At 71.1% G+C, this 25,648-nt stretch carries 23 protein-coding genes; 7 read left to right on the top strand and 16 right to left on the bottom strand.

The annotated features are described in order from the left end of the window. Positions 1–635 precede the first annotated feature (635 nt). A complete protein-coding gene (locus OG410_RS11740) occupies positions 636–1,373 on the bottom strand; it encodes a DUF7873 family protein (RefSeq protein ID WP_329299069.1) in 738 nt (245 codons plus the stop codon). Between the two features lie 348 nt (positions 1,374–1,721). Between OG410_RS11740 and OG410_RS11745 the strand changes: the two genes are divergently transcribed. Next, the gene (locus tag OG410_RS11745) at positions 1,722–2,159 is read left to right on the top strand and encodes a RidA family protein (RefSeq protein ID WP_329299070.1); all 438 of its coding nucleotides are present in this window, start codon (positions 1,722–1,724) and stop codon (positions 2,157–2,159) included. A 14-nt stretch (positions 2,160–2,173) separates the two neighbouring features. Here OG410_RS11745 and OG410_RS11750 read toward each other — a convergent pair whose 3' ends face one another. The 3 genes from OG410_RS11750 to OG410_RS11760 all read right to left on the bottom strand — a co-directional run bounded on the left by OG410_RS11750 (position 2,174) and on the right by OG410_RS11760 (position 5,987). Beyond that, positions 2,174–2,971: a uracil-DNA glycosylase gene (locus tag OG410_RS11750; protein ID WP_329299071.1), complete on the bottom strand. Its 798-nt coding sequence runs from the start codon at positions 2,969–2,971 to the stop codon at positions 2,174–2,176. Between the two features lie 135 nt (positions 2,972–3,106). After that, positions 3,107–4,639: a YfcC family protein gene (locus OG410_RS11755; protein ID WP_329299072.1), complete on the bottom strand. Its 1,533-nt coding sequence runs from the start codon at positions 4,637–4,639 to the stop codon at positions 3,107–3,109. A gap of 19 nt (positions 4,640–4,658) precedes the next feature. Then, the gene (locus tag OG410_RS11760; protein WP_443063882.1) at positions 4,659–5,987 is read right to left on the bottom strand and encodes a M20/M25/M40 family metallo-hydrolase; all 1,329 of its coding nucleotides are present in this window, start codon (positions 5,985–5,987) and stop codon (positions 4,659–4,661) included. A 440-nt stretch (positions 5,988–6,427) separates the two neighbouring features. On the opposite strand from OG410_RS11760, the gene OG410_RS11765 reads away from it, so the two are divergent. Continuing rightward, entirely contained in the window at positions 6,428–6,979 is a 552-nt protein-coding gene (locus OG410_RS11765) for an RNA-binding S4 domain-containing protein (protein WP_329299074.1), read from the top strand. Between the two features lie 296 nt (positions 6,980–7,275). Here the strand turns inward: OG410_RS11765 and OG410_RS11770 are convergent, their stop codons facing one another. The 3 genes from OG410_RS11770 to OG410_RS11780 all read right to left on the bottom strand — a co-directional run bounded on the left by OG410_RS11770 (position 7,276) and on the right by OG410_RS11780 (position 9,629). Continuing rightward, the gene (locus tag OG410_RS11770) at positions 7,276–7,725 is read right to left on the bottom strand and encodes a DoxX family protein (RefSeq protein WP_329299075.1); all 450 of its coding nucleotides are present in this window, start codon (positions 7,723–7,725) and stop codon (positions 7,276–7,278) included. A 106-nt stretch (positions 7,726–7,831) separates the two neighbouring features. Further along, positions 7,832–8,524: a class I SAM-dependent methyltransferase gene (locus OG410_RS11775; RefSeq protein ID WP_329299076.1), complete on the bottom strand. Its 693-nt coding sequence runs from the start codon at positions 8,522–8,524 to the stop codon at positions 7,832–7,834. Positions 8,525–8,642: 118 nt separating this feature from the next. After that, on the bottom strand, positions 8,643–9,629 hold the full coding sequence (locus tag OG410_RS11780) for an acyltransferase domain-containing protein (protein WP_329299077.1): 987 nt from the start codon (positions 9,627–9,629) through the stop codon (positions 8,643–8,645). 92 nt (positions 9,630–9,721) lie between these two features. On the opposite strand from OG410_RS11780, the gene OG410_RS11785 reads away from it, so the two are divergent. Then, positions 9,722–10,033, top strand: a complete 312-nt coding sequence (locus tag OG410_RS11785) for a DUF6343 family protein (RefSeq protein WP_329299078.1) — start codon at positions 9,722–9,724, stop codon at positions 10,031–10,033. An 86-nt stretch (positions 10,034–10,119) separates the two neighbouring features. Here OG410_RS11785 and OG410_RS11790 read toward each other — a convergent pair whose 3' ends face one another. The 4 genes from OG410_RS11790 to OG410_RS11805 form a co-directional block, all read right to left on the bottom strand. Further along, positions 10,120–10,500: a tetratricopeptide repeat protein gene (locus OG410_RS11790; RefSeq protein ID WP_329299079.1), complete on the bottom strand. Its 381-nt coding sequence runs from the start codon at positions 10,498–10,500 to the stop codon at positions 10,120–10,122. A gap of 50 nt (positions 10,501–10,550) precedes the next feature. Next, the gene (coaE, locus tag OG410_RS11795) at positions 10,551–11,171 is read right to left on the bottom strand and encodes a dephospho-CoA kinase (RefSeq protein ID WP_329299080.1); all 621 of its coding nucleotides are present in this window, start codon (positions 11,169–11,171) and stop codon (positions 10,551–10,553) included. 75 nt (positions 11,172–11,246) lie between these two features. Next, a complete protein-coding gene (locus tag OG410_RS11800) occupies positions 11,247–12,185 on the bottom strand; it encodes a PAC2 family protein (RefSeq protein ID WP_328668504.1) in 939 nt (312 codons plus the stop codon). A gap of 176 nt (positions 12,186–12,361) precedes the next feature. Beyond that, the gene (locus tag OG410_RS11805) at positions 12,362–13,888 is read right to left on the bottom strand and encodes a flavin monoamine oxidase family protein (protein ID WP_329304093.1); all 1,527 of its coding nucleotides are present in this window, start codon (positions 13,886–13,888) and stop codon (positions 12,362–12,364) included. 299 nt (positions 13,889–14,187) lie between these two features. On the opposite strand from OG410_RS11805, the gene OG410_RS11810 reads away from it, so the two are divergent. Further along, positions 14,188–15,150, top strand: a complete 963-nt coding sequence (locus OG410_RS11810; RefSeq protein ID WP_329299081.1) for a right-handed parallel beta-helix repeat-containing protein — start codon at positions 14,188–14,190, stop codon at positions 15,148–15,150. Between the two features lie 91 nt (positions 15,151–15,241). Here the strand turns inward: OG410_RS11810 and rpsA are convergent, their stop codons facing one another. Continuing rightward, positions 15,242–16,747, bottom strand: coding sequence for a 30S ribosomal protein S1 (gene rpsA / locus OG410_RS11815; protein WP_329299082.1), 1,506 nt, complete (start codon positions 16,745–16,747; stop codon positions 15,242–15,244). 320 nt (positions 16,748–17,067) lie between these two features. Here rpsA and OG410_RS11820 point away from each other — a divergent pair, with 320 nt between their 5' ends. Together OG410_RS11820 and OG410_RS11825 are read left to right on the top strand one after the other, a co-directional pair. Continuing rightward, positions 17,068–17,928 (top strand): class I SAM-dependent methyltransferase, encoded by an 861-nt coding sequence (locus OG410_RS11820; protein ID WP_329299083.1) that lies wholly within the window; start codon positions 17,068–17,070, stop codon positions 17,926–17,928. Between the two features lie 209 nt (positions 17,929–18,137). Next, positions 18,138–20,816: an ATP-dependent RNA helicase gene (locus tag OG410_RS11825; protein WP_329299084.1), complete on the top strand. Its 2,679-nt coding sequence runs from the start codon at positions 18,138–18,140 to the stop codon at positions 20,814–20,816. Here the strand turns inward: OG410_RS11825 and OG410_RS11830 are convergent. From OG410_RS11830 to OG410_RS11840, 3 genes are all read right to left on the bottom strand, one after another. Then, a complete protein-coding gene (locus OG410_RS11830; RefSeq protein ID WP_329299085.1) occupies positions 20,806–21,798 on the bottom strand; it encodes a DUF3068 domain-containing protein in 993 nt (330 codons plus the stop codon). The genes OG410_RS11825 and OG410_RS11830 overlap by 11 nt on opposite strands. Before the next feature lie 25 nt (positions 21,799–21,823). Continuing rightward, positions 21,824–21,958 carry an SPW_0924 family protein gene (locus OG410_RS11835; RefSeq protein WP_326788397.1) on the bottom strand — a complete coding sequence of 45 codons (135 nt, stop codon included), beginning with the start codon at positions 21,956–21,958 and terminating at the stop codon, positions 21,824–21,826. Positions 21,959–22,125: 167 nt separating this feature from the next. Then, the gene (locus tag OG410_RS11840; RefSeq protein ID WP_329299086.1) at positions 22,126–23,832 is read right to left on the bottom strand and encodes a lytic transglycosylase domain-containing protein; all 1,707 of its coding nucleotides are present in this window, start codon (positions 23,830–23,832) and stop codon (positions 22,126–22,128) included. A 240-nt stretch (positions 23,833–24,072) separates the two neighbouring features. Here OG410_RS11840 and OG410_RS11845 point away from each other — a divergent pair, with 240 nt between their 5' ends. Further along, positions 24,073–24,927 carry a DUF4184 family protein gene (locus OG410_RS11845; protein ID WP_329299087.1) on the top strand — a complete coding sequence of 285 codons (855 nt, stop codon included), beginning with the start codon at positions 24,073–24,075 and terminating at the stop codon, positions 24,925–24,927. Here OG410_RS11845 and OG410_RS11850 read toward each other — a convergent pair. Further along, positions 24,848–25,624 carry a hypothetical protein gene (locus tag OG410_RS11850; protein WP_329299088.1) on the bottom strand — a complete coding sequence of 259 codons (777 nt, stop codon included), beginning with the start codon at positions 25,622–25,624 and terminating at the stop codon, positions 24,848–24,850. The two genes, OG410_RS11845 and OG410_RS11850, sit on opposite strands and share 80 nt — an antisense overlap. Positions 25,625–25,648 lie beyond the last annotated feature (24 nt).

Here is a 25,648-nt window from a genome sequence, read left to right on the forward strand (position 1 = left end):
TCGTTACCAGGGTAGTGCGCGTCGTCCCCGGACAGCGAACGCGCGGATTTCCACGACGTGACATTTCACGGGGGGGACGGACGTAGCGGGCTTCGGAAGCAGCTCAGGGGAGACGGACATGACGAGCTGCGGGAGCAATTCACGGGCGACTGGCGTGAACAGCTTCGGGAGCATTCACGGGAGACGGACGTGGTGAGTTTCGGGAGGGAGGAGGAGCGGGTCCGAGGGCGTAGCCGGCCCCCGGACCCTGAGATGCCGCCATGTCGCACGCCGGCACGCTTGAGAACCCAGGTCAGTCGTTATGTCGCCGCGTCCTGCCTTTGGACCACCACGCATCGAGCTGCGCGGACTGGACTTGAACCAGCATCTCGGCGTACTGGGGCCTGGGCCCGGTCGATCCGGCGATCGGCGGCGAATGCTGAGTCTGGAGCAATAGTCTGAGATTGATCACGGTCTGCCTCTGCCGAGTTGGGCTACCGCGGCGCGTGGACACTCCGTGGATCCGGAGTGCCGCTTGGTGCCGCGGGGAGGACTCGAACCTCCACTGGAACCGTGCATTCACGACAAGCCTCAGGTTCAGCTTGCGCTCCTCGCGCACCCCGGCCGCGGTGCGTTGTGGCCGGGGAGTTCAAAGGCTACCCCTGTGCGAACAGGTAGCCGAAGACAGCCTCGCCGACGCGCTGGTCGACGACATCCGCGCCGTTGGCCTCCTCGCGGGCGAACTTGACCGCCTGCTGCAACTTCTCGACACGGTCGAGGAGTTCGTTCACGCGCCGCGCGGGCAGGGCGCCGGAGAACTTGACGGTCGTCCAGTACCCGACGGGGATGTCCTCGTAGTACACCTCGACCTGGGCCGGGTGCTTCTCGGTGGCCTCGGCCTTGACGTGGTTCCGCGGGACCTTCTTCGTACGAAGGGTCCGCACCGGCTCGGTCTTCCAGGCGTCCGTGGAGGGATCCCTCACCCAGGACTCGGAGGCGTCGAGGACGGGCAGCTTCCTTACGAAGGTGTTGAGATCGGTGAGCTGCTTCTCGAGGAAGAGCAGATAGGACACCGGCACCTCGGCGACGAGTACGCGCCCGTCCACCACCACATCGGCCCTCGCCGCGCAGTTGGCCCAGTCCTTGGTGGCGGTCACGTCGAACAGCCGCGTCAGGGTCGCCGCGGTGGCCCGCAGCACGTCCTCGGCCTGCACCTGGACCCGGGTCGACTCGGGCGGCAGCTGCTCGCCCTCCTCGTCCTTCGGCTGGTACGTCCGCGAGATGCCCGCGAGCAACGCGGGCTTCTGCAGGCCATGATGAGCAGCCGTCAGGTCCTGATGGGACTTGGACTTGATGCCCTTCTCCACTGCGATGATCTGATTGAGTTTCGCCACGTCGGTGACCGTAGCAGCGACGACGGGGATCACTCGAGGGATTATTCGCCCGGGACGGGCCCAGCGTCTCCGCCCCGCGTCGGTTCGCCCCATGCCCGTCCGCCGCACGCCCGTCCGCCGCGCGTCGGTCGGCCGCGCGTCGGTCGGCCGCGCGTCGGTCGGCCGCGCGTCGGTCGGCCGCGCGTCGGTCGGCCGCGCGTCGGTCGGCCGCGCGTCGGTCGGCCGCGCGTCGGTCGGCCGCGCCCGGCGCGCCGTCGACGGTAATAGAGGTGCGCGGGCCCGTGCCGGACCCGCATCATCGGCAGGTTGTCCGCCACCCGTCGGCGGACCCCACCCACAGGAGCCCCCATGGTCCAGCGCGTCACCGTTCCCAGCCTCTTCGCGCCGCCCGTCTACGCGCACGCGTCCGTCGTCGAGGCGGGGACGAAGCTCGCCTTCCTCGCCGGGTCCGTGCCGCTCGACGCCGACGGGAAGCTGGTCGGCGCGGGCGATCCCGTACGCCAGGCCGAACAGGTACTGGCCAACCTCGACGAGCAGCTGCGCGCGGTGGGGAGCGACATGGCCCATGTCGTGTCGACCGACGTGTACGTCGTCAGCGGTGAGCCCGCGGTGCTGTCCGCGGTCTGGAATGTCGTCGAGGCCTCGGGGCTGAGCATCGGCCCGCACTCCTCGACCCTGCTCGGCGTGGCCTGTCTCGGGTACACCGGGCAGCTCGTGGAGATCACGGCGACCGCCGTCGTCCCCGAGGCCGAACCGACGGCCGGCAGTGGGCCCGGCCGCGCCTGACACCCGCGGAACGCTCACGGGGAGCGCGTCGTCAGCCCCGCGGACTCCGCCGCCGCGGTCAGGACCTGCCTCAGCATCGCCGGCGTGAGGCGCCCGGTGAAGGTGTTCCGCCGGCTGACGCACCCGAACAGCTCGACGGAGGCGGGGGCGGTATCGATGTCGGTGCCGATACCTGTGCCGATACCCGTGTCGTCCGGTTCCGGCCGCCGTACGAGCGTCACCCGCGCCCCGTGCGCGAACACCGGACGTGGCCGGGGCACCGTCCAGCCCGCCTCCGCGAGGGCCGGCAGGGCGGCCCCCCAGCCGAAGGCCCCGAGGACGACCACCGTGCGCAGCGTGGGCCGCAACAGCCCCAGCTCCCTGACGAGCCAGGGCCGGCAGGTGTCCCGCTCCTCGGGCGTCGGCCGGTTGGCCGGTGGCGCGCAGTGCACCGGAGAGGTGACACGCACCCCGTACAGCTCCAGTCCGTCGTCGGCGCTCACCGAGGTGCCCTGCGAGGCGAGCCCGATGTCGTGCAGCGCCGCGTACAGCACGTCACCCGACCGGTCCCCGGTGAACATCCGCCCGGTCCGGTTGCCGCCGTGCGCGGCGGGGGCGAGCCCGACGACGAGGAGGGACGCGTCCGGCGGCCCGAACCCGGGCACCGGACGCCCCCAGTACGTCTGGCCGGCGAAGGCGGCACGCTTGGTGGCGGCCACCTCTTCGCGCCACGCGACAAGCCGTGGACAGGCCCGGCAGCCGGCGATCCGCCCGTCGAGCACGGTGAGATCGGCGGAGCGGGCCGCGCCTTCCGCCGGAACGCCGTTGTCCACATCACCACGGTACGACCGCCCTACACGCCTACACCGCCATATACGACCGCCGTACGACCGGCCGGCCGCCCGTGCCCGATCCCACTGCTCGGCACTCCCCCGCTCCGTTTCCCGGCCCCTCACTCCCACCGGCGGCTAAGTCATCTCCGCTCCCAGCGCCAGGAACCCGCAGATCAGCAGGAAGAGGAGGGCGAGGAGGGGCCAGATGAAGCGCAGGTACTTGTCGTAGCCGACCTTGGCGAGGGCGACGCCTCCGATGGTGACCGCGGTGGTGGGGACCCAGAGGTTCATCCAGCCGCTGGCGGCCTGCCACGCGGTCACGACGACGGCCCGGGAGACGCCTGCGAAGTCGGCGAGCGGGGCGAGGATCGGCATGGCGAGGGTCGCGTGGCCGGAGGTGGAGGGGATGAGGAAGGCCAGCGGCAGGTTCACGATGAAGACGATGATCGCGAAGAGACTGGAGGAGGTGCCCTCCACGATGCCCTCGATGGAGTGCAGAACCGTGTCGGTGATCTTCGAGTTGTTCATGATCACGGTGACCCCGCGGGCCAGCACGATCACCAGCGCGGGCGAGATGAAGTCCGCGGCGCCCTGCACGATCGTCGCGCTCAGCTTCTGCTCGCCCATCCGCGCCACCACCCCGACCAGCACCGCCGCGCACAGGAACAGCGCCGCCAGCTCCGGGAAGGACCAGCCGAGCTCGAACCCGTACGGCCGCGCGTCCGCCTCGCCGGTGAGCGCGCTGGACCACGGCACGACGGAGAAGATCATGAAGGCGAAGACCAGCGCCGTGGTGCCGAGGACCGCCTTGTGCAGACCGGTCAGCTCGGGAACCTCTCCGGCCTCGTCCTGGGCGTGCTCGCGGTCACCCGGCAGGAACCCGGTGATCGAGCGGTCGGGGCTCCGCTGCACCCGGCGCGCGTACCGGATGACGTACCCGATCGTGACTGCCGTCAGCACGACCCACATCACGAACCGCAGCACGATGCCGTCGCCGAGCGAGATGCCGGCGGCGGACGAGGCGACGCCCGTCGCGAACGGGTTCACCGTCGAGCACAGCACCCCGATGCCGGCGCCGAGGATGATCGTGCCGACCGCCACCATCCGGTCGTAGCCGAGCGCCAGCATCAACGGCACGATCAGCCCGTAGAACCCCAGGGTCTCCTCGGCGAAGCCCTCCACCGTGCCGAGCACCGAGAACACCAGCATGATGCCCGCGATGAGCATCGCTCCGCGCGTGCGCAGCCGGTGGGCGAGGAGGCCGATTCCCCGGTCGAGGGCACCCGTCGCGAACACCACCGTGATGAACGCCCCGATGGCGAGGACGAAGAGGAACACACCCGCGCTGCCGTACAGTTCACCGGCGAAGTCCGGCCCGACCTGCGCGGTCTTCTCGTCCAGGATTCCGTAGAGGCCGTTGACGGGCGAGAGGAAGAGGTCGTTGAGGCGGTCGACGAAGCTCTGCCCCGAGTCGACGCGGTGATACGTGCCCTGGATCGGCCTGCCCTCGGGCGTGCGGTCGTACTGTCCTGCCGGGATCAGGAACGCCAGTGCCCACACGGCGATCGTGACGATCGCGAGGACGGTCAGCGCGCTCGGAAACGTGAACCTGTGCTGGTGCGGCGGCTCTTCTGTGCCGGCCGGCTCGGTGCCGGTCGGCGTGGTCACCGGACGGTCCCGTCCCGGGTCACGCGCTCTGCCCCGCTCCCGCGCGGAAGCCTGCCGCGTACTCCCTTACGAAGGCACACATCGCCACGACGGTGTTGCGCAGCTCCGAGAAGAGGACGCGCTCGTTGGGTGCGTGCAGGTTGCACATGCTGTCCTGCGCCCCGAAGAGCAGCACCTCGGCGTCGGGTGCGGCTCGTGCGAGCCCGTTGACCAGCGGAATCGATCCACCGGTCGCGATGTACGCCACTTCCTCGCCCCAGGCCTCGCGCAGCGCGGTCAGCGCGGCGCGATAGGCGGGGCCGCCGGTCGAGGCCTTGTAGCCGGGGCCCGTGTCGCCCGGTGTGACAGTGAGCGGGACGCCGAAGGGCCGCAGCGAGCGCAGGTGGTCGACCAGCTTGGCCCGCGCCTCCTTCGCGTCCTGGCGCGGGTGGAAGCGGAGATTGAGCTTGGCACGCGCGTACGGGACGACGGCGGAGGCCGCGTGTTCGACACTCGGCGCGTCCAGGCCGATCACCGTGATCGCGGGCCCGCTCCACAGCCGCTCGCCGAGGCTTCCGCTGCCGATGAGCGGGACTCCGTCGCAGACACCGGCGAGTTCACGGAATTCGTCCTCGGTGTACGTCGTTCCGCTCCACTCCTCACGCCGCAGCCCCGCGACGGCCACATCGCCCTGCACATCGTGCAGCGTGGACAGGGCGGTCAGCAGCACGAGCAGGGCGTCCGGCGCGGCACCGCCGAACTCCCCGCTGTGCCGGGGCTCCTCGAGGGTGCGCGCCTCGACCACGACCTCGGCCGCACCGCGCAGCGCGGTGGTCAGGGTGGGGCTGCCGGGGCGGAGATTACCCAGGTCGGCGATGACCATCGCGTCGCACGCGAACCGCTCGGGATCGCTGGGCGGATAGTCGTCGAAGGGACTGCCGTACTCCTCCTGCCCCTCGAAGACGATCTTCACCCCGACCGGCGGCCGCCCCTCGTACGCCCGGAGCATCCCCAGATGAGCGATCACGTTGGACTTGTCGTCGGCGATCCCGCGGGCCCGGAGACCGCCCTCGACGGGGGTCGGCTCGAAGGGCGGCGACAGCCACAGTTTCTCGTCCCCGGGCGGCTGCACGTCGTAGTGCGAGTAGAGCAGGACGGTCGGCGCGGCCGGGTCCGGCGGCGGGATCTCCCCGAAGATCACGGGGGCGGTGCCGGGAAGATCGATGCTCTCGACACGCTCCACTCCGGCGTCCCGCAGCATGCCCACGAGGAGATCGTGGGCCTCCCGCACCGGCTCGGCCGGGAAGCCGGGGAACGCGACGGAGGGGATGGCCGCGAGGCGTTCCAGATCGGCGCGGAGGCCGTCCATCAGCGCGTCGACCTTCGCTGCTGTCTCCACCCTCGGTCCCCTCTCCTGTTCCCCGGACGGCTTCACCGACAGCCTCCGCCCGCCCCGGAAGCGACGCATCCGGTGTGGTCCGTGCGATGGAAAAGGCATGCGGTGTCCCGAGCCGCGGGCACTAGAGTCGGGTCATGGCTTCTCAGGGTGCTGACGGGGAGATGAAGGGCGCGGGGCCCGAAGGCGGGCGCGGCGCGAACGCAGGGAGGACCGGCACGGCCGGTCGCGGCACGAACGCCGGGAAGACCTCCACAGCCGGCTCAAGGACCGACTCCGGGACCGAGGCCGAGTCCGGGGCCGAGTCCGGGACTGGCTGGACCGGCTCCAGGGCTTCTGCCACGGCGGCCTCCGGGACCGGCCCCAGGACCGCTTCCGGGATCGAGTCCGGTGGCGCCTCCGGGACCGAGTCCGTGACCGACTCCGATGCTGCTGTCACGGCGGCCTCCGCGACCGCTGGCGCCGTCAGGGCCGCCGTCGCCGCAGGGCCCGCCGGGGGCGAGAGTGTGCGGGTCGACGCCTGGATCTGGTCCGTCCGTCTCGTCAAGACCCGCTCGATCGGTGCCACGGCCTGCAAGGGCGGTCATGTTCGGGTCAACGGGGAGCGCGTCAAACCCGCGTACTCGGTCCGCGTCGGCGACGAGGTGCGCGTGTGGCACGAGGGCCGCGAACGGGTCGTCGTCGTGAAGCGCGTGATCCGCAAGCGGGTCGGCGCACCCGTCGCCGCCGAATGCTACGTCGACAACAGCCCGCCGCCTCCGCCGCGCGAGGCCGTGGCTCCGGCGGGTGTCCGGGACCGGGGCGCGGGACGCCCGACCAAGCGGGACCGTCGCGACATGGAACGCCTGCGGGGAATGCAGACGGGTTCGTCCGGCCCCGTCCGAACCTCGGGCCCCTCCACGGGACCGACCGGCTCGACCAAGTCCCCGGGCACGACCGGGTCCGGAGGCTCCTCCCGCCACTGAACCCTCCCCGCGCCCGTCACATCCCCCTCCCTGTCCCACCTCCGCCTCCGGTTCGTCGAGCCGCCCTGGTTCATCGAGCCGCTCTGGTTCGGCGAGCCCCGGTTCGGCGAGCCGCTCCGGCACCCGTCTCGGCTTCCCAGCCGTCCGGAACGCGGCCGCACCGAGGCACCGGCCGACTCACCGGTACACGGGCCCACTCACCGGTCGGCGCACCGGTGCACGGGCCGACTCCCCGGCGGGCGTACGGCATCGAGGGCTCCCCCGTCCCGGAGGAGCCCTGCGTCCTTGCTGTGCCGTCACGCCCGGCGTCCGGCCCGCCGGCGTACCAGGCGGAGCAGTTCGGTCGTGTGGCCGCGCCTGGCCCAGGCGATCAGGCCGAGCGGCAGCATCAGGATCAGCGGGGTCGCCACGTACGGGCCGTGGACGACGGTGACGTTGACGATGAACGCACCGACCATCAGAGCGCTCAGTGCCAGCGCGGCCACCGAGTCCAGCAGCGGGATCAACAGGGCCAGGCCTCCGGCGAGTTCGAGCGCGCCGATGATGTACATGCCGGCGTGGCCCCAGCCCAGCTTGTCGAACGACTCCGTCGCCGAAGGGTGGGCGATCAGCTTCGGAAGGGCACTCGCGAACGCGTAGAAGAGGCCGAGGACGACCTGGAGGGCGGTCAGGGAGATCCGGGCGGCACGGGAGCGGGGCCTGAGGGCGGCACGGGTGGTGGTGAGGGGGACGGCGGTCTCGGACACGGTGGTCTCCTGTGGGAAGCGGTGGCTGCTTTCACAGAGGTAGACCTGGGGCCTGCCGGGAACTCATCGGCGCTGAACGGGTTTTGTCGCGCCCGGCGGCCGCCGCTCACCCCTTCACGGCCCTCACCTTCACGGCCCTCACCCATATCCCGTCGTCCGTCAGATACCGGTCGACCTTGAGCCCCGCCTCCGCCAGCGCCTCCTCGAATGCCTCCTTCGTCAAAGGGCGGGACAGAAACGTCTGGGTCCAGGTGGCGTCCGGGAACGTGTACTCCGCGCGCACCGAGTCGACCCCGTCCCCCACCGGCTCGGTGGACAGGATGCGCACGACGAATCCGGACGGGTCGGCGCGCTCGCGCGGAACATCGGTGTGGTAGTTCTCGCCCTCGCGCTGGATCAGCACACAGCCGTCGTCCGCGACATGGCGGGCGCAGGTGTCCAGGAGTGCCCGTCGCACCCGGACGTCCCCGGCGTGCACGAGGAACGACGCCAGCAGCACGACGTCGAACGTCTCGCCGAGGTCGAGGTCCTCGATGCTGCTGCGTATGCGGCGCGCCCCTCGGACGTGCTCCAGCATCTCGGCGGACTCGTCCACCGCCGTGACCGCGAAACCGAGTTCCAGGAGCGGGTGGGTCATCCGGCCGACCCCGCTGCCCAGCTCCAGGATGTGGCAGGCGGCGGGTACGGCCGCGGTGATGATGTCCGGTTCGGTTCCGACGGGCAGACGGGTGTAGAGCTCGACCGCGCAGCCGTCCGGTGTGATGGCACCCGGTCCCGTGCCCTCGTATCCCTGACGCATTTCGATCCTCATACCCGTCCAACGGACGGCTTCCGCAAGCCCGTTCCTCTCCCCGGTCACTCGTTCGGGTGACATGTTCGAGGGGCATCCGTCCGAGTCCGGGGTCCGGCGGGAGGGACTACAGCGCGAACCAGCCCCGTCCTCCGTACCAATGCCCGCCCGCGCGCAGATGATCGACCACCGCGCGCTCCACACTGTTGCGCCGCGGCAGTTCGTCGAGCGGGAGCTCCGGATCACCGAAGACGAAGCCGACGGGCATCGTGTCGTCCGGGGTCCTCTCCTCGTGCACCAGGTGGAAGCGGTCCTGGAAGCGAATGATGTTGGAGTCGGCCGGCAGATAGCGCTTGAGCTGCGGGTCGAGCAGCCAGGAGTCGCAGACGGCTGTCCCGTGGCGCTCCTCGGGGTAGTGGCAGGCGAAGAACTCCCGCGCCAGGGCGAGCGAACGGTCGCACGCGGCCGGGGAGAGCGGGCCGCGGAAGTCGGCGATGTGCAGGCTCAGGCAGGGGGCGCCGGGGTCCAGGGCCTGCCCCGCCGCCTCGGCGGCACCTGCCGTGCGCCGCCCCAGCAGGACGCGCTGGAACTGGAGCCGGCCCAGCTGGAACAGTTCGCCGTGGAAGTGCAGGGCGATCCACCAGGGGAACAGCAGTCCGGGGCCGCCGGCCCGTCTGTGGTGCACGGACACATGACGGCCGAGGTCGGCGAGTGTGCGCCGCGAGACGTCCTCGGGCACCCCGCGCTCCCGGTGATGGGCGCGGACGTACGGAAGCGCCGCTATGAAGACGTACAGAGGGAAGCAGCGCCCGAGAAGTCCCGTCGTCGCGGGAAAGACGGGCGGCTCCCAGCCCTTCCCTATGTCCCCCATGTCCCGCACGAAGCGGGTGACGCAGCGCGCGAGGAGGGTCATGGCCTCCGGATCGGCGGCGAACCGGGCCCGCAGCGCGACGAGTTCGTTGATGTGTTCATGAGGCACGGACAGGTCGAGCAGGATGTCCGGCAACGCGTCGGCGTCCGGGAGCGCCGCTTCCCGAAGATCGGAACTCTCGCTCTCCAGGTCTCGCAGCCACTCGGCGGTCCTCGCGTCCGCCCGCAGCGTCCTCAGCAGCACCGTCGCCTCCCCCGGCGGCCGTCGCCCGACCGCTCTCCCTTGGTGAACGTGCACCACGAAGAGTACGTTTCCTCGTAGGAGTGGTGATCCTGATGCGTACGGGCAGTGAACCGGTGACAGCGCGCAGTGCTCTGCGCATGCGCTTCTGGCTGAGCGTCTGGGGCCTGATCTGGGCCGTCTTCGGGACGGTCGCGTTCATCCTGGTGGGGCGGCCGGGGTGGGCGGCCGCGTGTGCCGCGCTGTGGGTGATCGTCACGGTCGACATGACCATGATCCTTCGGCACATCAGGCAGGGCCCGCACTACCAGCCGGGCCGTGACGTCCCACCGTACGAGCCCGTGGACGACCGGCGCGTGTACCGGCCGCCGGAGCGCCGCCGGCCGTCGAGGCCGTCGCACCCCTGAAACCTCCGAGCGGCCGTGCCGATGCGCGTCGACCGTGCCGATGCGCGTGAAACGGCGGAGCGGCCGTGCCGCTCCGCGCGGACGCGCTACACGTCGAACCGCGCCGCCTGCAGATACTGCGGCTGCGGGTCGAGCGCGGCCGCCAGTCTGAAGTGCCGCTTCGCCTGCTCGGGGCGCCGCTGGCGCTCGTAGGTCCGGGCGAGCGCGAAGTGCGCGAACGCGTTGTCGGGCTCGCGCTCCAGGACGATCGTGAACTCCAGCTCTGCGGGCCGCAGTTGCGCGGCGGCGAAGAAGGCACGCGCGCGCAGCAGCCGGGCCGCGGTGTTCTCCGGGTGTGCGGCGATGACAGGGTCGAGCAGCTTCACCGCACCCCGCGGGTCACGCGCGGCGAGCAGCTGCTCGGCGGCGCGGAAGTCGATGACATGCGTCTCGGGAGTTCGTCCGATCGATCCGCTGGTCTCGGGCACGGCAGAGTCCTTCCCTCGCTGGAAGGGTTCAACGCCCCTCCGGAGGGACGCTATTCCGGGCGCCGCTCCTGGGGGTGGCGGGCTCTGCGCACGAGATCGACCCATACGTCCCGTACGCGCCGCTCCAGTGTCTCCAGGGGCACGTCGTTGTCGATGACGATGTCCGCGATCGCCAGACGCTTGTCGCGGGAGGCCTGTGCGGCCATGCGCGCGCGGGCGTCCTCCTCCGTCATGCCGCGCAGGCGGACGAGACGGTCGAGCTGGGTCTCGGGGCGGGCGTCGACGACGATCACGAGGTCGTACAGCGCGGCCAGGCCGTTCTCCGCGAGCAGGGGTACGTCGTGGACGACGACGGCGTCCTCGGGCGCGGCGTCCTCGAGGGCCCGCGAGCGGGCACCGACCAAGGGGTGCACGACCGAGTTCAGGACGGCGAGCTTCGCCGGGTCGGCGAAGACGATCGAGCCGAGCTTCGGCCGGTCCAGGCCGCCGTCCGCGGCGAGGATCTCCTCGCCGAAGGCGTCGACGACCGCCGCCAGCCCGGGAGTTCCGGGCGCGACGACCTCCCGCGCGATCCTGTCCGCGTCGATCAGCACCGCGCCGTGCGCGACGAGCAGCCGTGACACTTCGCTCTTGCCGGCGCCGATACCACCGGTCAGGCCCACCTTCAGCATGCCCCGCAGCTTAGGCCCTGCCACTGACAGGCTCTCCGCCCGGGAACCCGGAAGTCCCGGGAGCCCGAAAGGGGGTCAGGCGTCTCCTTCGCGTTCCGCCAGGAAGCGCTCGAACTCCTGGCCGATCTCGTCCGCCGAGGGGATGTCCACCGGTTCCGCGAGCATGTTGCCGCGGGTCTCGGCGCCCGCGGCGGCGTCGTACTGGTGCTCAAGGCCCTGGACGAGCGCGACGAGTTCCTCGTCGCCCTCCTGGATCTGGCGGTCGATCTCCGTCTGGGTGCGGTGCGCCTCGGTCCGCAGGCCGTGCGCTATCCCGGGGAGCACCAGGCCGGTCGCGGCCGTGATGGACTCCAGGACGGTCAGCGCCGCGTCCGGGTACGGGGAGCGCGCGATGTAGTGGGGCACATGCGCGGCGACACCGAGAACGTCGTGACCGGCCTCCATGAGGCGGTACTCGATCAGCGACTCGGCGCTTCCGGGGACCTGCGCCTCGTCGAAGGGGCTGCGGTGGCCGGGCACCAGGTCGGTGCGGTTGCCGTGCGGGGTGAGGCCCACCGGGCGCGTGTGCGGGACGCCCATGGGGATGCCGTGGAAGTTCACGCAGAGGCGGACTCCGAGCCGCTCCACGATCTGCTGGACAGCGGCGGCGAAGCGCTCCCACTCGGTGTCCGGCTCGGGGCCCGACAACAGCAGGAAGGGCGCGCCGGTGGCGTCCTGCACGAGCCTCACCTCGAGGGTCGGCTCCTCGTACTCGGCCCAGCGGTCGCGCTTGAACGTCAGCAGCGGACGGCGGGCGCGATAGTCCACGAGCCGGTCATGGTCGAAACGGGCCACGACCTGGTGGGGCAGCGAGTCGAGCACCCGGTCGACGATCTGCTCGCCGGTTTCGCCCGCGTCGATGTATCCGTCGAAGTGGTAGAGCATGACAAGACCGGCCGACTCCTGGGCGAGCGCCATGTCGACCACGGCCAGCCCCTTCGGCTCCCATGCGTACAAACCCTGCGGATCAAGCACTGTGACCGCTCCTCCTCGTGTTCGTACTGCACAACGTGGTGCGGAGCACGGACATTCCCGTCCGTGCTCCGCACCACTGCCTCATGCCGGTCCATCGGCCTCCCCGAGCGGCCGGAAGGCGTTCAGGGGACACTGGGGCACCATCGGCCGACCGCCACCAGCACAGCACACGGGTGTTACGAGGACAGCACGCGCGCGTGCAGCGCGGTGACGGCGTTGCGGGCGGACGTGAAGGCGCCGTGCTGCCAGGCGTCGGCGTAGCTGAGCCAGTCGCCCGCGAAGTAGACCCGCCCGGTGGGCCGGTTCAACGGCTTGTAGCGGACGTCATCGGGCCCGCCGGGGGTGTTGTGCCAGGCGCCTTCCAGGTGCGGGGTCTGGCGCCAGTGGTGGGAGAAGGACGAGTCGAGTTCGGTGCGGTACTTCTCGCCGTAGATCTTCACGCCGGCGGCCACCGCGCGCTTCTCGCGCTCCTTGGGGGTGAGCTTCGCGTACGAGTCGGCGTCGGAGCCGTAGTTGTAGTAGCCGATCATGACTCCGCGCCGGCCGTGGAAGCCGTACGAGGGGTGCCAGATGTGGGTGACGTCCATGTCGGTCTCGGTGATGCCGCCGTAGATCCGGTGGTCGAGCTCCCACCAGCGGGACCGGTATTCGAGACCGATCTTGCCCGCGGACTGCGGGGTGATGGCCTCCAGTGCGCTCTGGACTCCGGAGCCGAGGTTGTGCGGGATCCTGGCGAGGATGTTGGGCGGCAGGGCGCCGATGCAGAAGTCGGCGTCCAGGGTCCTGGTGCGCCCGCCCTGGGTGTACGTGACGGTGACGCCGTCCCCCTTGTCGGTGATCCGGGAGACCGCCGCTCCGGTACGGATGCGGTGGGCCCCGATCGCCCTGGTGAGCGCCTTGGGTATCTGGTCCATGCCGCCCACCGGCTGGAACATCAGCATCGCCTGATCGAATTCGAACTCGAAGGAGAAGTACCGGCCGACACCGGAGGCGAAGACCTCGGAGGCGCTCGGGACGTCACCGAGGAGCACGCCCGGGGTCCCGGCGGCGGCGGGGACGGTGGTGTAGCCGCGGCGCGGACCTCCCTCATAGGTGAGCTTGTCGCCGAGTTCGCCGAAGTCCTTGAGGAACTCGACGAGCCTCTCCTGGTCGGCGGCCGTCAGCTCCTTGTCCAGGGCACCCTTGTCGGTGGCCTTGGCCAGCAACTCGGAGACGTAGCCGTAGACGTCGGCCTTCGCGGTCCGGTGACGCATCGGCCTGGTCATGCCGGCCGACTCGTTGTACATGTACGCGTCCGCGTTCGTATTCGTGAACACTTCGACGGGGACGCCGAGTTCACGGCAGTAGTCGAGGGTGACCATCCACTGCGGGAGGCGGGCCGGACCCGCGTTCATGTACTGACCCTCACCGAACCGGGCCGTCTGCGTGTTGCCGTACAGGTCGGTGGTCGAATCACCGCCGCGCACGGTGAAGTTGCGGCCACCGGTGCGGTCTCTCGCCTCCAGGACCGTACAGTCGTAGCCCGCCTTGCCGAGCTCGTACGCGGAGGCGAGACCCGCGATGCCGCCGCCTACGATCACGACCTTCGCGGCCCCCCTCCCGGAGAGCGTGAAATCGCCCTGCTTCGGTGCACGGAAGGGCTGTTCGCGCTGGGCGGCCTGCGCGGCGGGCGCAAGGCCGAGGGCTCCCATGGTGGCGAACATCGCGCCCGCGCCGCCGGTCAGACCGACGTTGCGCAGGAACGCCCGCCGGCTCGCCGCTGTCGATCGCTCGTATGCTGCCATGCCTTCGACTCCCCTCACGATCTTGAATGACCCGGGGATCCTGGCAACGGCCTGTTACAGCCCTGCAGTTACTCGTGTATCCGACACGTTTCTCTCCTCGCACACCGGCCTGGTCCAGACCTTGACGCGGACCTGCAACCTCCCTACGTTCATATAGGCACCCCAAGTTCATGTACAAGAACAAGCTTCTTGCGAACCGACGGGAAGGTCACCCCCACATGCGCATCCGACGCACGCTTCTCATTCCCCTGCTCGGCGCGACAGCGGTCACGGCCGTGGCGCCGTCGACAGCGCTTTCGGCGAACGCGGCCCAGGTCATCGAGGTATCCACCGCCGCCCAGCTGAAGTCCGCCCTCACCTCGGCCGCCCCCGGCGGCACGATCCACCTCGCGGACGGCACGTACACCGGCAACTTCAAGGCGACGAAGGCCGCGGGCGCGGGCTCCCGCATCACCCTCAGCGGCTCCTCGAAGGCCGTCCTCACGGCGGGCGGCGGCTACGGACTGCACCTCAACGGCGCCTCGTACTGGACGGTCCAGGGCATCACCGTCACCGGCGGTCAGAAGGGCATCATGATCGACTCGGCGAAGGGTGTCGTCGTCGACAGGGTCACCGTCCACGGCCTCGACATGGAGGGCGTCCACTTCCGCAACTCCAGCACGGACGGTGTGATCAGCAACTCGAAGATCTACGACACCGGCAACGACGGCCGCGGCATGGGCGAGGGCGTGTACGTGGGCACGGCCGGCGGGACCTCGGACAAGAGCGACCGCATCCAGATCACCGGCAACACGATCGGACCGGACGTGGGCGGCGAGAACGTCGACATCAAGGAAGGCACGACGGGGGCGCGCGTCACCGGCAACACCTTCGACGGCAGCGGCCTGACCGGCGCCAACTACGACGACTCCTGGGTCGACGTGAAGGGCAACGATGTCCTCGTGGAGAACAACAAGGGCACGGCCACGACGAACGACGGCTACGAGACCCACACCCAGCAGTCCGGCTGGGGCTGCGGCACGGTGTTCCGGGGCAACACCTCGGACCTGCGGGGCGCCACGGGCGACAAGCAACTGGCGGTCAACGTCACCAACTACGGCACCGACTGCAGGACCACCGTGTACACCTCGAACACGGTGACGGGCGGCAAGGGGCTCACCAACATCACGGTGACGCCCTGACACCCTCCCGGAGAACGACCCCCATGGAAGTGGGCCCGCACCGAATCGGTGCGGGCCCACTTCTTTCAGCTACTTGCTAGCGGTGAGCTTTTCAGCTCTGGCCGCCGGCGAGCTTCTCGCGGAGGGCGGCAAGCGCCTCGTCCGACGCCAGGGCGCCGGAGTTGTCGTCCGACTCCGAGGAGTACGAACCGCCGCCGCCACCGGACGCGGCCGGAGCCGCGCTGGAGGTGCTGGCACCCTCGGCCTCGGCCTGCGCGTCGGCCTCGCGGGACTTGATGACCTGAGCCTGGTGCTGCTCGAAGCGCTGCTGCGCCTCGGCGTACTGCGTCTCCCACACCTCACGCTGGGACTCGAAGCCCTCGAGCCAGTCGTTGGTCTCGGGGTCGAAGCCCTCGGGGTAGATGTAGTTGCCCTGGTCGTCGTACGACGCGGCCATGCCGTACAGGGTCGGGTCGAACTCGACCGACGCCGGGTCGGCACCGAAGGCCTCGTTGGCCTGCTTCAGCGAGAGGCTGATGCGGCGGCGCTCGAGGTCGATGTCGATGACCTTGACGAAGATCTCGTCGTTGACCTGGACGACCTGCTCCGGGATCTCCACGTGGCGCTCGGCCAGCTCGGAGATGTGGACCAGACCCTCGATGCCCTCGTCCACGCGGACGAACGCACCGAACGGGACGAGCTTCGTGACCTTACCCGGGACGACCTGACCGATCTGGTGCGTCCGGGCGAACTGCTGCCACGGGTCTTCCTGCGTCGCCTTGAGCGACAGCGAGACACGCTCGCGGTCCATGTCGACGTCGAGGACCTCGACGGTGACTTCCTGGCCGACCTCGACAACCTCGGAGGGGTGGTCGATGTGCTTCCAGGAGAGCTCGGAGACGTGCACCAGACCGTCGACGCCACCCAGGTCCACGAAGGCACCGAAGTTGACGATCGAGGAGACGACGCCGGAGCGGACCTGACCCTTCTGGAGGGTGGTGAGGAACGTCTGGCGGACCTCGGACTGGGTCTGCTCCAGCCAGGCACGGCGGGACAGGACCACGTTGTTGCGGTTCTTGTCCAGCTCGATGATCTTGGCCTCGAGCTCCTTGCCCACGTAGGGCTGGAGGTCGCGGACACGGCGCATCTCGACGAGAGAAGCCGGCAGGAAGCCACGGAGGCCGATGTCGAGGATGAGTCCACCCTTGACGACCTCGATGACGGTGCCGGTGACGATGCCGTCCTCTTCCTTGATCTTCTCGATGGTGCCCCAGGCGCGCTCGTACTGGGCGCGCTTCTTCGAGAGGATCAGGCGGCCTTCCTTGTCCTCCTTCTGGAGAACAAGGGCTTCGATCTCGTCGCCGACCTTGACGACCTCGTTCGGGTCGACGTCGTGCTTGATCGAGAGCTCGCGGCTCGGGATGACACCTTCGGTCTTGTAACCGATGTCGAGCAGGACCTCGTCCCGGTCGACCTTCACGATGACGCCGTCGACGATGTCGCCGTCGTTGAAGTACTTGATCGTCTCGTCGATCGCGGCGAGGAATGCTTCCTCGTTACCGATGTCGTTGACCGCTACCTGCGGCGTGGTAGAGGTGGTCTCGGTGCTGCTCGTCATGTGGGAAAGGGCTCCGGTACGGACAGTGAGTCGTAGGTACTGCTTACGCCGGGAGCCCGTTTCGCTCTGTAGAAGCCGGACAGCCAAGGAAGCGCCCGGCCCGGCACAGCCGGAAGGCGCCTCGAGAACCGAGGGGACATACATACAGATGCGAGCACAGCCTGCTATGTCTGAGGAGCGCAGGCCCGCAGCGCAACTTGTAGCATACGGGGGCAGCCGGGCAGGGTCAATGCGCGAAGGCGCACACCCGGGGCGGATCGCCGCAATCCCGGCACAAGACCTGTCTCACAAGGCCACGCGGGCGGTAGGACGCCTCTGTCGTGACACGCCCGAGACGGGTTGGACGGAAGAGTACGACGAGGGAGCCGATCATCCAAGAGCCCGAACCGTTCGAACCGGAAGCCACCCGACGTGATGCGGACCTCATCGAGAGTTCGCGGGCGAATCGGGGCTGGTGGGACCGGAACGCGGACGACTACCAGATCGAACACGGCACGTTCCTCGGCGACGACCGGTTCGTGTGGTGTCCCGAGGGTCTCGACGAGGTGGAGGCCGAGCTGCTCGGCCCTCCGGAGGACCTCAAGGGCAAGGACATCCTGGAGATCGGCGCCGGAGCGGCCCAGTGCTCGCGCTGGCTGGCCGCGCAGGGCGCCCGCCCGGTGGCCCTGGACCTCTCCCACCGCCAGCTCCAGCACGCGCTGCGCATCGGAGGCGCCGTGCCCCTCGTGGAGGCGGACGCGAGCGCGCTGCCCTTCGCGGACGGCTCCTTCGACCTCGCGTGCTCGGCGTACGGCGCGCTGCCCTTCGTCGCCGACCCCGTACTGGTGCTGAGGGAGATCCACCGGGTGCTGCGCCCCGGCGGCCGCTTCGTCTTCTCGGTCACGCACCCGGTCCGCTGGGCGTTCCCCGACGAGCCGGGCCCCGAGGGCCTGTCGGTGTCCGCGTCCTACTTCGACCGAACCCCCTACGTGGAGCAGGACGAGGACGGCCGCGCGGTCTACGTCGAGCACCACAGGACGCTCGGCGACCGGGTGCGTGACGTGGTGGCCGGCGGCTTCCGCCTGGTCGACGTCGTCGAACCCGAGTGGCCCGCCTGGAACACCCAGGAGTGGGGCGGCTGGTCCCCGCTGCGCGGGAACCTCATTCCGGGCACGGCGATCTTCGTGTGCGAGCGGGACTGACCCGCACGGTCCACGAGCAACGGCCCGTGGCGAGGACGACGACGAAGGGGAGCCGATCGGCTCCCCTTCGTCGTGTCGCGCGCCCACCCATCGTCGCGGTGCCGGTTCGTCGCGTCGCGGCTCCGTTTCGTCGCGTGGCGCCCGCGCGCCTGGGGGCTGTCCCGGAAGTTCCTGCGCGGCCGGTTCGGCGCTCGTACGAGACTGGGGGCGTGATCCGTTACGAAGCCCTGGACGCGCTGCCCGTGCGCGGCGCCCTGCCCGCGGTGGACGATGCCCTGGAGGGGCACGGCGCCGCGGTGCTGGTGGCGCCGCCCGGCACCGGCAAGACGACGCTGGTGCCGCTGGCCCTGGCAGGCCTCCTGGACGACGGGCGCCCGGCGCGCCGGGTGGTCGTGGCCGAGCCGCGGCGGATCGCGGCGCGGGCCGCCGCCCGGCGGATGGCGTGGCTGCTGGGCGAGAAGGTCGGGCGGAGCGTCGGTTTCACGGTGCGCGGGGAACGGGTGGTCGGCCCTCACGCGCGCGTGGAGGTCGTCACGACCGGGGTCCTGCTCCAGCGGCTTCAGCGGGACCAGGAACTCGCGGGCGTCGACGTGGTCGTGCTCGACGAGTGTCACGAGCGGCATCTGGACGCCGACACGGTGGCCGCGTTCCTGCTGGACGTGCGGGCCGCGCTCCGTCCTGAACTGCGGCTGGTCGCCGCGTCCGCGACGACGGACGCCGGAGGCTGGGCCCGGCTGCTGGGCGACGCGCCGGTCGTCGAGGCGCAGGGTGTCGCGTATCCGGTCGAGACAGTGTGGGCGCCGCCCGCGCGCCCCGTGCGGCCCCCGCACGGGATGCGGGTGGACCCGGCGCTGCTGACGCACGTGGCCTCCACGGTGCGGCGGGCGCTGGCCGAGCGCTCGGGTGACGTCCTGTGCTTCCTTCCCGGGGTCGGGGAGATCGCGCGGGTGGCCGGGCAGCTGGGCGGTATCGGGGATGTCGACGTCCTTCAGGTGCACGGGCGGGCTCCGGCGGCCGTGCAGGACGCGGTGCTCACGGCCGGTGCGCGGCGCCGCGTGGTCCTTTCGACCTCGGTGGCCGAGTCGTCGCTGACGGTTCCGGGGGTGCGGGTGGTCGTGGACTCGGGGCTCGCGCGCGAGCCGCGGGTGGACCACGCGCGCGGGCTGAGCGCCCTGGCGACCGTACGGGCCTCGCAGGCGGCCGGGCGGCAGCGGGCGGGGCGGGCCGGGCGTGAGGCGCCGGGCACGGTCTACCGTTGCTGGGCGGAGGCGGAGGACGCCCGTCTGACGCGGTTCCCGGCCCCCGAGATCAAGGTGGCCGACCTGACGGCGTTCGCGCTCCAGGCGGCCTGCTGGGGCGATCCCGGGGCGACGGGGCTGGCCCTGCTGGATCCGCCGCCGGGCGGGGCGATGGCGGCGGCGCGGGCCGTCCTGTCGGCCGTGGGCGCGGTCGACGCCACGGGGCGGGCCACGGACCGCGGTGTCCGCATGTCCCGCCTGGGACTGCACCCCCGGCTGGCGCGCGCCCTGCTGGACGCGACCCCGCTGGTGGGCGCGGCGCGGGCCGCCGACGTGGTCGCCCTGCTGAGCGAGGAACCCCCGCGCGAGTACGGCGACGACCTGGCCTCGGCCTGGCGCACCGCCCGGCGCGGCGGCGACGCCTACGCGGCCCGCTGGCGCGCCGAGTCCCGCCGCCTCCGCTCGTCGGCGGCCGGCCTCGCACCCGCCTCCACCTCGGCTTCCGCACCCACACCCGCACCCGCACCCAGCCAGGCCTCGCCCTCCGGCTCTCGCGGCCCGGCATCGCCCTCGGGCTCCCCCGCCGTCACCTCCGGCTCCCCTTCCTCAGAAGCCTCCCCCGACCCCTCCGCCTCCCCTTCCTCTCCGGGCCTGCGCGCCGGTGAGGCGGAGCCCGGGGACGACCGGGTCGTCGGGCTCGTCGCCGCACTGGCGTTCCCCGAACGCGTCGCGCACCTGAAGGGCGGCTCCCACCTCATGGTCAACGGGACCCGAGCCGACACCGGCGAGGGATCCGTCCTGCGCGGTGCTCCCTGGCTCGCCGTCGCCGTCGCCGACCGCCCCGTCGGCAGGGGGCACGCGCGCGTGCGGCTCGCGGCGGTGATCGACGAGCCGACGGCACGGCGGGCCGCCGCCGGCCTGTACGCCGAGGGCGACGAGGTCCACTGGGCCGGGGGCGATGTCGTCGCCCGGCGGGTGGAGCGGCTGGGGGCGGTGGAGCTGGCCGTGCGGCCGCTGCGCGAGGCGGACCCCGGGCTCGTACGGGAGGCGCTGCTCGAAGGGCTGCGGGAGGAGGGCTTCGGCCTGCTGCGGTGGTCGCCGGACGCCGAGGTGCTGCGACTGCGGCTCGCGTTCCTGCGCCGGCGGCTGGGCGACCCGTGGCCGGACGTCTCCGGAGAGGCTCTTCACGCGCGCGTGGAGGAGTGGCTGGAGCCCGAGCTGAGCCGTGCCCGGCGGCGGGCGGACCTGGCGCGGATCGACGCCGGGCAGGCACTGAACCGGCTGCTTCCCTGGGCCACCGGCGAGGCGGCCCGGCTCGACGAGCTCGCGCCCGAGCGGATCGAGGTGCCGAGCGGTTCGAGAATCCGCGTCGACTACACCGACCCGGCACAGCCGGTGCTCGCCGTGAAGCTCCAGGAGATGTTCGGGCTCCACGCCTCGCCCACCGTCGCCGGCGTGCCCGTGCTCGTGCATCTCCTGTCCCCCGCCGGCCGGCCGGCCGCGGTGACCGCCGATCTCGCGTCCTTCTGGAAGGACGGCTACAACGGCGTACGGGCCGAACTGCGCGGCCGCTACCCCAAGCACCCGTGGCCCGAGGACCCGGCGACCGCCGAGCCGACGCGGTACACCAACGCCCGGCTCAGGCGCTGACGGGCTCGGGGTCGGCGGCCTGCGTCGGCGCGGGTTCGCCCGGCCTGCGGCCGCGGGCCTCCAGATACAGGGAGAGGGCCAGCAGGGCCGCGCCCAGGAGCAGGAAGCCCCAGGGGAGGTAGGAGGTCATCATCAGGACGAGGGTGCGGTTGGACTTGACGAGGTCGACGGTGTGCCGGATGTAGTCCTCGCGCATCTTCACGTCCCCGGAGAAGGCGGTCACCTTGTCCCGCCCTCCCAGGAGGGTGCCGCCGCGGAGTTCCTCCTTGTGGCTCTCCTCGCCGTAGACGGGTGCTCCGGTGACCGGCTCGACCCAGAACCTGCGGACGGTGGTGTACCAGCGGGTGGTGCCGGTCTTGGCGAGGGACTGCGGGGTGACGCCCTGGACGGGCATGATCCTGGGGAACTTCACCTTGGTCCAGGGGATGGTCTGCTCGAAGTAGTAGACCTTGACGCCCCGGAAGGTCCGGGTGCCCTTGTAGTGGATGGGCGCCGAGGTGCGGGTCTGCGCGTCGAAGTACTCGTAGTCCCGTTTCTCGGTCCTGAAGGGCCATTTGAACTCGATGCCCTGGCGGGTGACGGGGTCGCCGTCGACGGACTCGCCGGTGGCGTGGACGGGTTCCTGGCTGTGCGCGTCGAAGATGTAGCGCTCGGGGAGCTTGGAGACCATCTTCCCGTCGGGTCCCTGGACGTAGGACAGGGAGTCCCAGACGACGACGTCACGGCCCGCGGTCCGCTCGATCCGCTCGGAGGCCTCGACGTTGCCCTTGAGGGTCTGCACGACGGTGACCTTGGAGACCTTCCTGGCCTTCATGGTGCCGTAGTCGAGGAGGGTCGCGCCCTTCGCCTCCAGGACCATGTCCTGATACTGGCCGGCGGGGATCTTGGCCAGGCGCGGGAAGGCGTACCAGCGCAGCAGCGGGGACAGCGCCGCGAAGAACACGGCGAGCGCGAGCAGGATCAGGCTTGCCTTGCGGCGCATCTCGACGGCCCTCCCGGTGCGTGCGTCAGGGGTGCTTGGGGACGGTGGTGAGCAACGGCTTCGGCGAGGTGTGTCCGGCGGGCGAGCCCATGGCCGTGATGGTCAGGACCAGCGCGAGTGCCGCGGCGAGACCGGTCGCGGCGGCGATGAGGGCACGCATGCGGGCCTCCCGGGGCCAGGAGCTGATACATCGTCAGGTCCGGCACCGTAGCAACGGCGGGGCGAGATGAGAACACGTCGCGCGCACAACGGATCAGGGCGCCCCCGCGGCATGAGCCGGGAGGGCGCCCTGGAGGCGAGCTGGTGCCGCGCGGTGGCGGGGCGGTTCTAGGAGGCGGTGGGAGAGGCCGTGGGAGTGGCGGTGGCAGGAGCGGCGGCCACCGTCAGTTCGACGGTCAGCGTGGCCCCGCCCGTGGTGGTGATGCGGAGCAGGAAGGTGCCGGTGGTGTCGTCGGCGTACAGCTTCGGCAGCTTCAGCAGGCCGTCCGCGTCCGTGGTCAGGGCGGTGAGGGTGCGTACGGTCCTGCCGTCCGCGTCCTTGAAGTAGGGGCCCTTGTCGTTCTCGGTGGCGTCGTCGGCGGACTTGACCAGGGTCGCGGTCGCGGCGACCTTGCCCGCCACGGCGCCCTTGTAGGTGGCCTTCACCTCGACCTGGTCGGCGAACTCGCCGCCCGGGACGCAGGTCGGCGCGGTGTCGCCGATGCGGGCCAGGGCGTCGGCCTGGCGCGCGCTGACACCCGCCGTGTAGTCGAGGCCGGCCATGACGCGGCCCACCACGGTGACGCGGACCGTGAAGTCGCCCGTCTTCTCGCCCGCCACGAGCGCGGGCGCGCCGGCGATGCCGAGCCCGTTGGTGACCAGTGTGGCGACGCTCTCGCCGCCGGTGAAGGTGGCGTCGGTGTCACCGACGATCGTGAACCGCACCCGGACCTTCGCCACCGGCTTGCCGGCCTTGTCCTCGGTCCGCACGGCGATCTTCTGCGCGAACGTGTCCCCGGCGGTCGCCGTGAGCTTCCCGGCGCCCATGTTCGTCAGGTGGTCCACCGTCTCGGTGGGCGTCGGCGTGGGCGTGGGCGGGGTCGTCGGAGGCGGGGTGGAGGGCGGCGGGGTCGGCTTCGGGGCGGGGTTCGCCGGGTCGCCGCCCGGCGGAGGGGTCACCGGCGGCGTGGGTGTGGGGCTCGGCGTGGTCGTGTCGTCGCTGTTGTGCGAGGGCAGCGTGCCGGTGCCGTCCGGTACCTCGTGCGTGCCCTTGCGGTAGTACTCCAGCCACGACAGGACGGTGTTGAGGTACTCCGTCGAGTTGTTGTAGCTGAGGATCGCCGCGTTCATGTGCGCCTGGACCGCCATGTCGTGGTCGAATCGGCACAGGTAGTGCCCCGCGGCCAGCGCCGCGTCGTAGATGTTGTTGGGGTCCTTCTTGCCGTCGCCGTTGCCGTCGCGGCCCGCCCACTCCCAGGTGGAGGGGATGAACTGCATGGGCCCGACGGCGCGGTCGTAGGTGCTGTCGCCGTCGTACGCGCCGTTGTCGGTGTCCTTGATGTTGGCGAAACCGTAGCCGTTCAGGACCGGGCCGAGAATGGGCGACAGGGTCGTGCCGTTCGCGTCGACGCGGCCGCCGCGGGCCTGGCCCGACTCGACCTTGCCGATGGCGGCGAGAAGCTGCCAGGGCAGGTTGCAGGTCGGCTTGGACTCGCGCAGCGACGCCTCGGCCTGCTTGTAGGCGGCCAGCACGGTGGCCGGGATGCCCGCCTCGGCGACGCCCGTGGCGGCGGGCGTGCCGCTTCCCGTGGTCGGCGCGGGGTTGGGGCTCTGCAGCGGCGGAAGGTCCGTGTAGTAGCGCCCGTTGCCGGTCGCGGTGCCGTCACCGCCCGTGTCGCCGGTGCCCAGGCCGAGGTCGGCGCCCGCCGACTGTCTGCCGTGGTCGTCGGTGATCACTCCCGGGGCCTGGGAGGCGGACAGAGCCGCGACCGCGGCCGCGGCCACTGCGGTGGTTGCCGCGCCCTTGCGCAGCCTCCTGCCGAATTGCGCCGCCATCGAGTGAACCCCTCCTACGGACGACCGGTGTGACCCGTCGCCTCTCAGTCCTGCGCTGCCACTGCCTCCGGCCGTGCTCCCCGCACGGCAACCCAGGCGACCCTATGACAACTTCCGTCGCCCAGGGACCTGTTCGCGCCCGATATTCACCAGTTGGCCATGTACCGCCGTCCCGCATACTGGCCTCCGGTGATCAACCGGCCGACCATAACCAGCCAACAAAAGACGCAGGGGGACGATTTGCCCTTCACCCTCAGCCACGCGGCCGCCGTACTGCCCGCGATCCGCGGGAACGGAAGCGGCCGCGGCCGATTGATTCCCGCCGTTCTCGTGGCGGGCTCCTTCGCGCCCGACCTGACCTACTACGCCGCGAGCGTAGTGCCCGGGGCGATGGAGTTCGGCACGTTCACCCACGCCTTCACCGGCGTGTTCACGGTCGATGTGCTGATCGCATGGACGCTGGCGGGTGCCTGGCTGGTGCTGCGCGAACCCCTGGTGGCGTTGATGCCGGGGGCACGACAGGGGCGCACGGCACAACTCCTGCGCTGCGGAGCCGCGCGTGAGCCGGTGCGCGCGCCGACCGTTCTGCGGTGGTACGCCTCCGCGGTGCTCGGCGCGCTGACGCATGTCGTGTGGGACGCGTTCACCCATCACGACCGGTGGGGGGTACGACTGTTCCCCGTCCTCGGGCACAACCTCGCGGGCTCGCCGCTCTACTGGTACGTCCAGTACGGCAGTTCGGCCCTCGCGGCCGTCGTGATCGTGACCTTCGTGGTGCTCGCGCTGCGCCGCGCACCGGACGGCCCCGCCGTCGCGGTGCCCGTGCTGTCCACCGCCGACCGGTGGCTGGCCGCGACGGTGATCGGCGGCCTCGCGCTGGCCTCCGCGGTACAGCGGGCGATCCGCTGGTGGACGTACTGGAAATCCGTCGCGAAGCCGTGGGAACTCATCCCGGCACTGTGCTTCGGCGGGGGCGCCGGCCTGGTCCTCGGCCTCGGTCTGTACGTCATCGCCGTCAGGATGTGGCGTCCCGCTCCGGCTCGTCCCGGTCCCGCGGCGGCGCGTACCGAGCCGAGCCGTCCCGCCGCTCGCTGACCGCCCTGCCGGCGGTGAGACCGCGGAACAGACCACCGCCCCGGAAGAAGCCCCGGTGCACGGCTCGGGCGACCCGCTCGACGACGCGGGCACCGTAGGGCGTCGTCGGATGGTCGTACGACAGGACGATGACGCGGTAGCTGCGGGCCGGGCCGGTGAAGGAACCGATGCCGTGGACGCGCCCGCCGTTCGCGGCCCGGGGCAGCCTGCCGGTCGAGATGTGCGCCCCCCGTCCGCGCGAGGGACCGAAGAACACCCTCCGGGGCCGGCCCTCACGCAGCCGCATGAACCCCCGCAGGCGGCCCGCGCCGGCCCTCAGGAACGCGCGGACGCCGGCGACCACCGCCGGCCACCGCAACCGGTCACCGGCCGTCGTGCGGGCCCGGTCGCCGCTCGTGTCGTCGGGCACCGACACCAGGACCGTACCCGGGCGCGCGGACAGGGCCGCCTGGAGATCCCGGGACAACCGGGCTCCGAAATCCTCCTCGCGATCCTCGCCACGGGAGGAACCGACGAGCCCCGGCAGCCGGGCAGAACCCGCTTCGGCCGCGACCGCGGGTACCGGCGCGAACAGGACCGGGACGACGGCCGCGGCCACCGTCGCGGTCGCGACCACCACGGTCGTGACCATGACTGTACGGCGGTGGAGCGTGCGCATACCCGTGGCCGTACGGCGGTGGAGCGTGCGTATACCCATGCCCGCATCCTTACGTCACCCTCC

Source organism: Streptomyces sp. NBC_00659 (genome assembly GCF_036226925.1).
Taxonomy (GTDB): Bacteria; Actinomycetota; Actinomycetes; order Streptomycetales; family Streptomycetaceae; genus Streptomyces.

What these genes read in the sequence shown, in the direction of transcription:
- OG410_RS11745 (WP_329299070.1), top strand. Translation starts at nt 1,722, where the DNA reads ATGGTCCAGCGCGTCACCGTTCCCAGCCTCTTCGCGCCGCCCGTCTAC.
- OG410_RS11760 (WP_443063882.1), bottom strand. Translation starts at nt 5,987, where the DNA reads ATGGACGGCCTCCGCGCCGATCTGGAACGCCTCGCGGCCATCCCCTCC.
- OG410_RS11775 (WP_329299076.1), bottom strand. Translation starts at nt 8,524, where the DNA reads ATGCGTCAGGGATACGAGGGCACGGGACCGGGTGCCATCACACCGGAC.
- OG410_RS11785 (WP_329299078.1), top strand. Translation starts at nt 9,722, where the DNA reads ATGCGTACGGGCAGTGAACCGGTGACAGCGCGCAGTGCTCTGCGCATG.
- coaE (WP_329299080.1), bottom strand. Translation starts at nt 11,171, where the DNA reads ATGCTGAAGGTGGGCCTGACCGGTGGTATCGGCGCCGGCAAGAGCGAA.
- OG410_RS11805 (WP_329304093.1), bottom strand. Translation starts at nt 13,888, where the DNA reads ATGTTCGCCACCATGGGAGCCCTCGGCCTTGCGCCCGCCGCGCAGGCC.
- OG410_RS11810 (WP_329299081.1), top strand. Translation starts at nt 14,188, where the DNA reads ATGCGCATCCGACGCACGCTTCTCATTCCCCTGCTCGGCGCGACAGCG.
- rpsA (WP_329299082.1), bottom strand. Translation starts at nt 16,747, where the DNA reads ATGACGAGCAGCACCGAGACCACCTCTACCACGCCGCAGGTAGCGGTC.
- OG410_RS11830 (WP_329299085.1), bottom strand. Translation starts at nt 21,798, where the DNA reads ATGCGCCGCAAGGCAAGCCTGATCCTGCTCGCGCTCGCCGTGTTCTTC.
- OG410_RS11835 (WP_326788397.1), bottom strand. Translation starts at nt 21,958, where the DNA reads ATGCGTGCCCTCATCGCCGCCGCGACCGGTCTCGCCGCGGCACTCGCG.
- OG410_RS11840 (WP_329299086.1), bottom strand. Translation starts at nt 23,832, where the DNA reads ATGGCGGCGCAATTCGGCAGGAGGCTGCGCAAGGGCGCGGCAACCACC.
- OG410_RS11850 (WP_329299088.1), bottom strand. Translation starts at nt 25,624, where the DNA reads ATGGGTATACGCACGCTCCACCGCCGTACGGCCACGGGTATGCGCACG.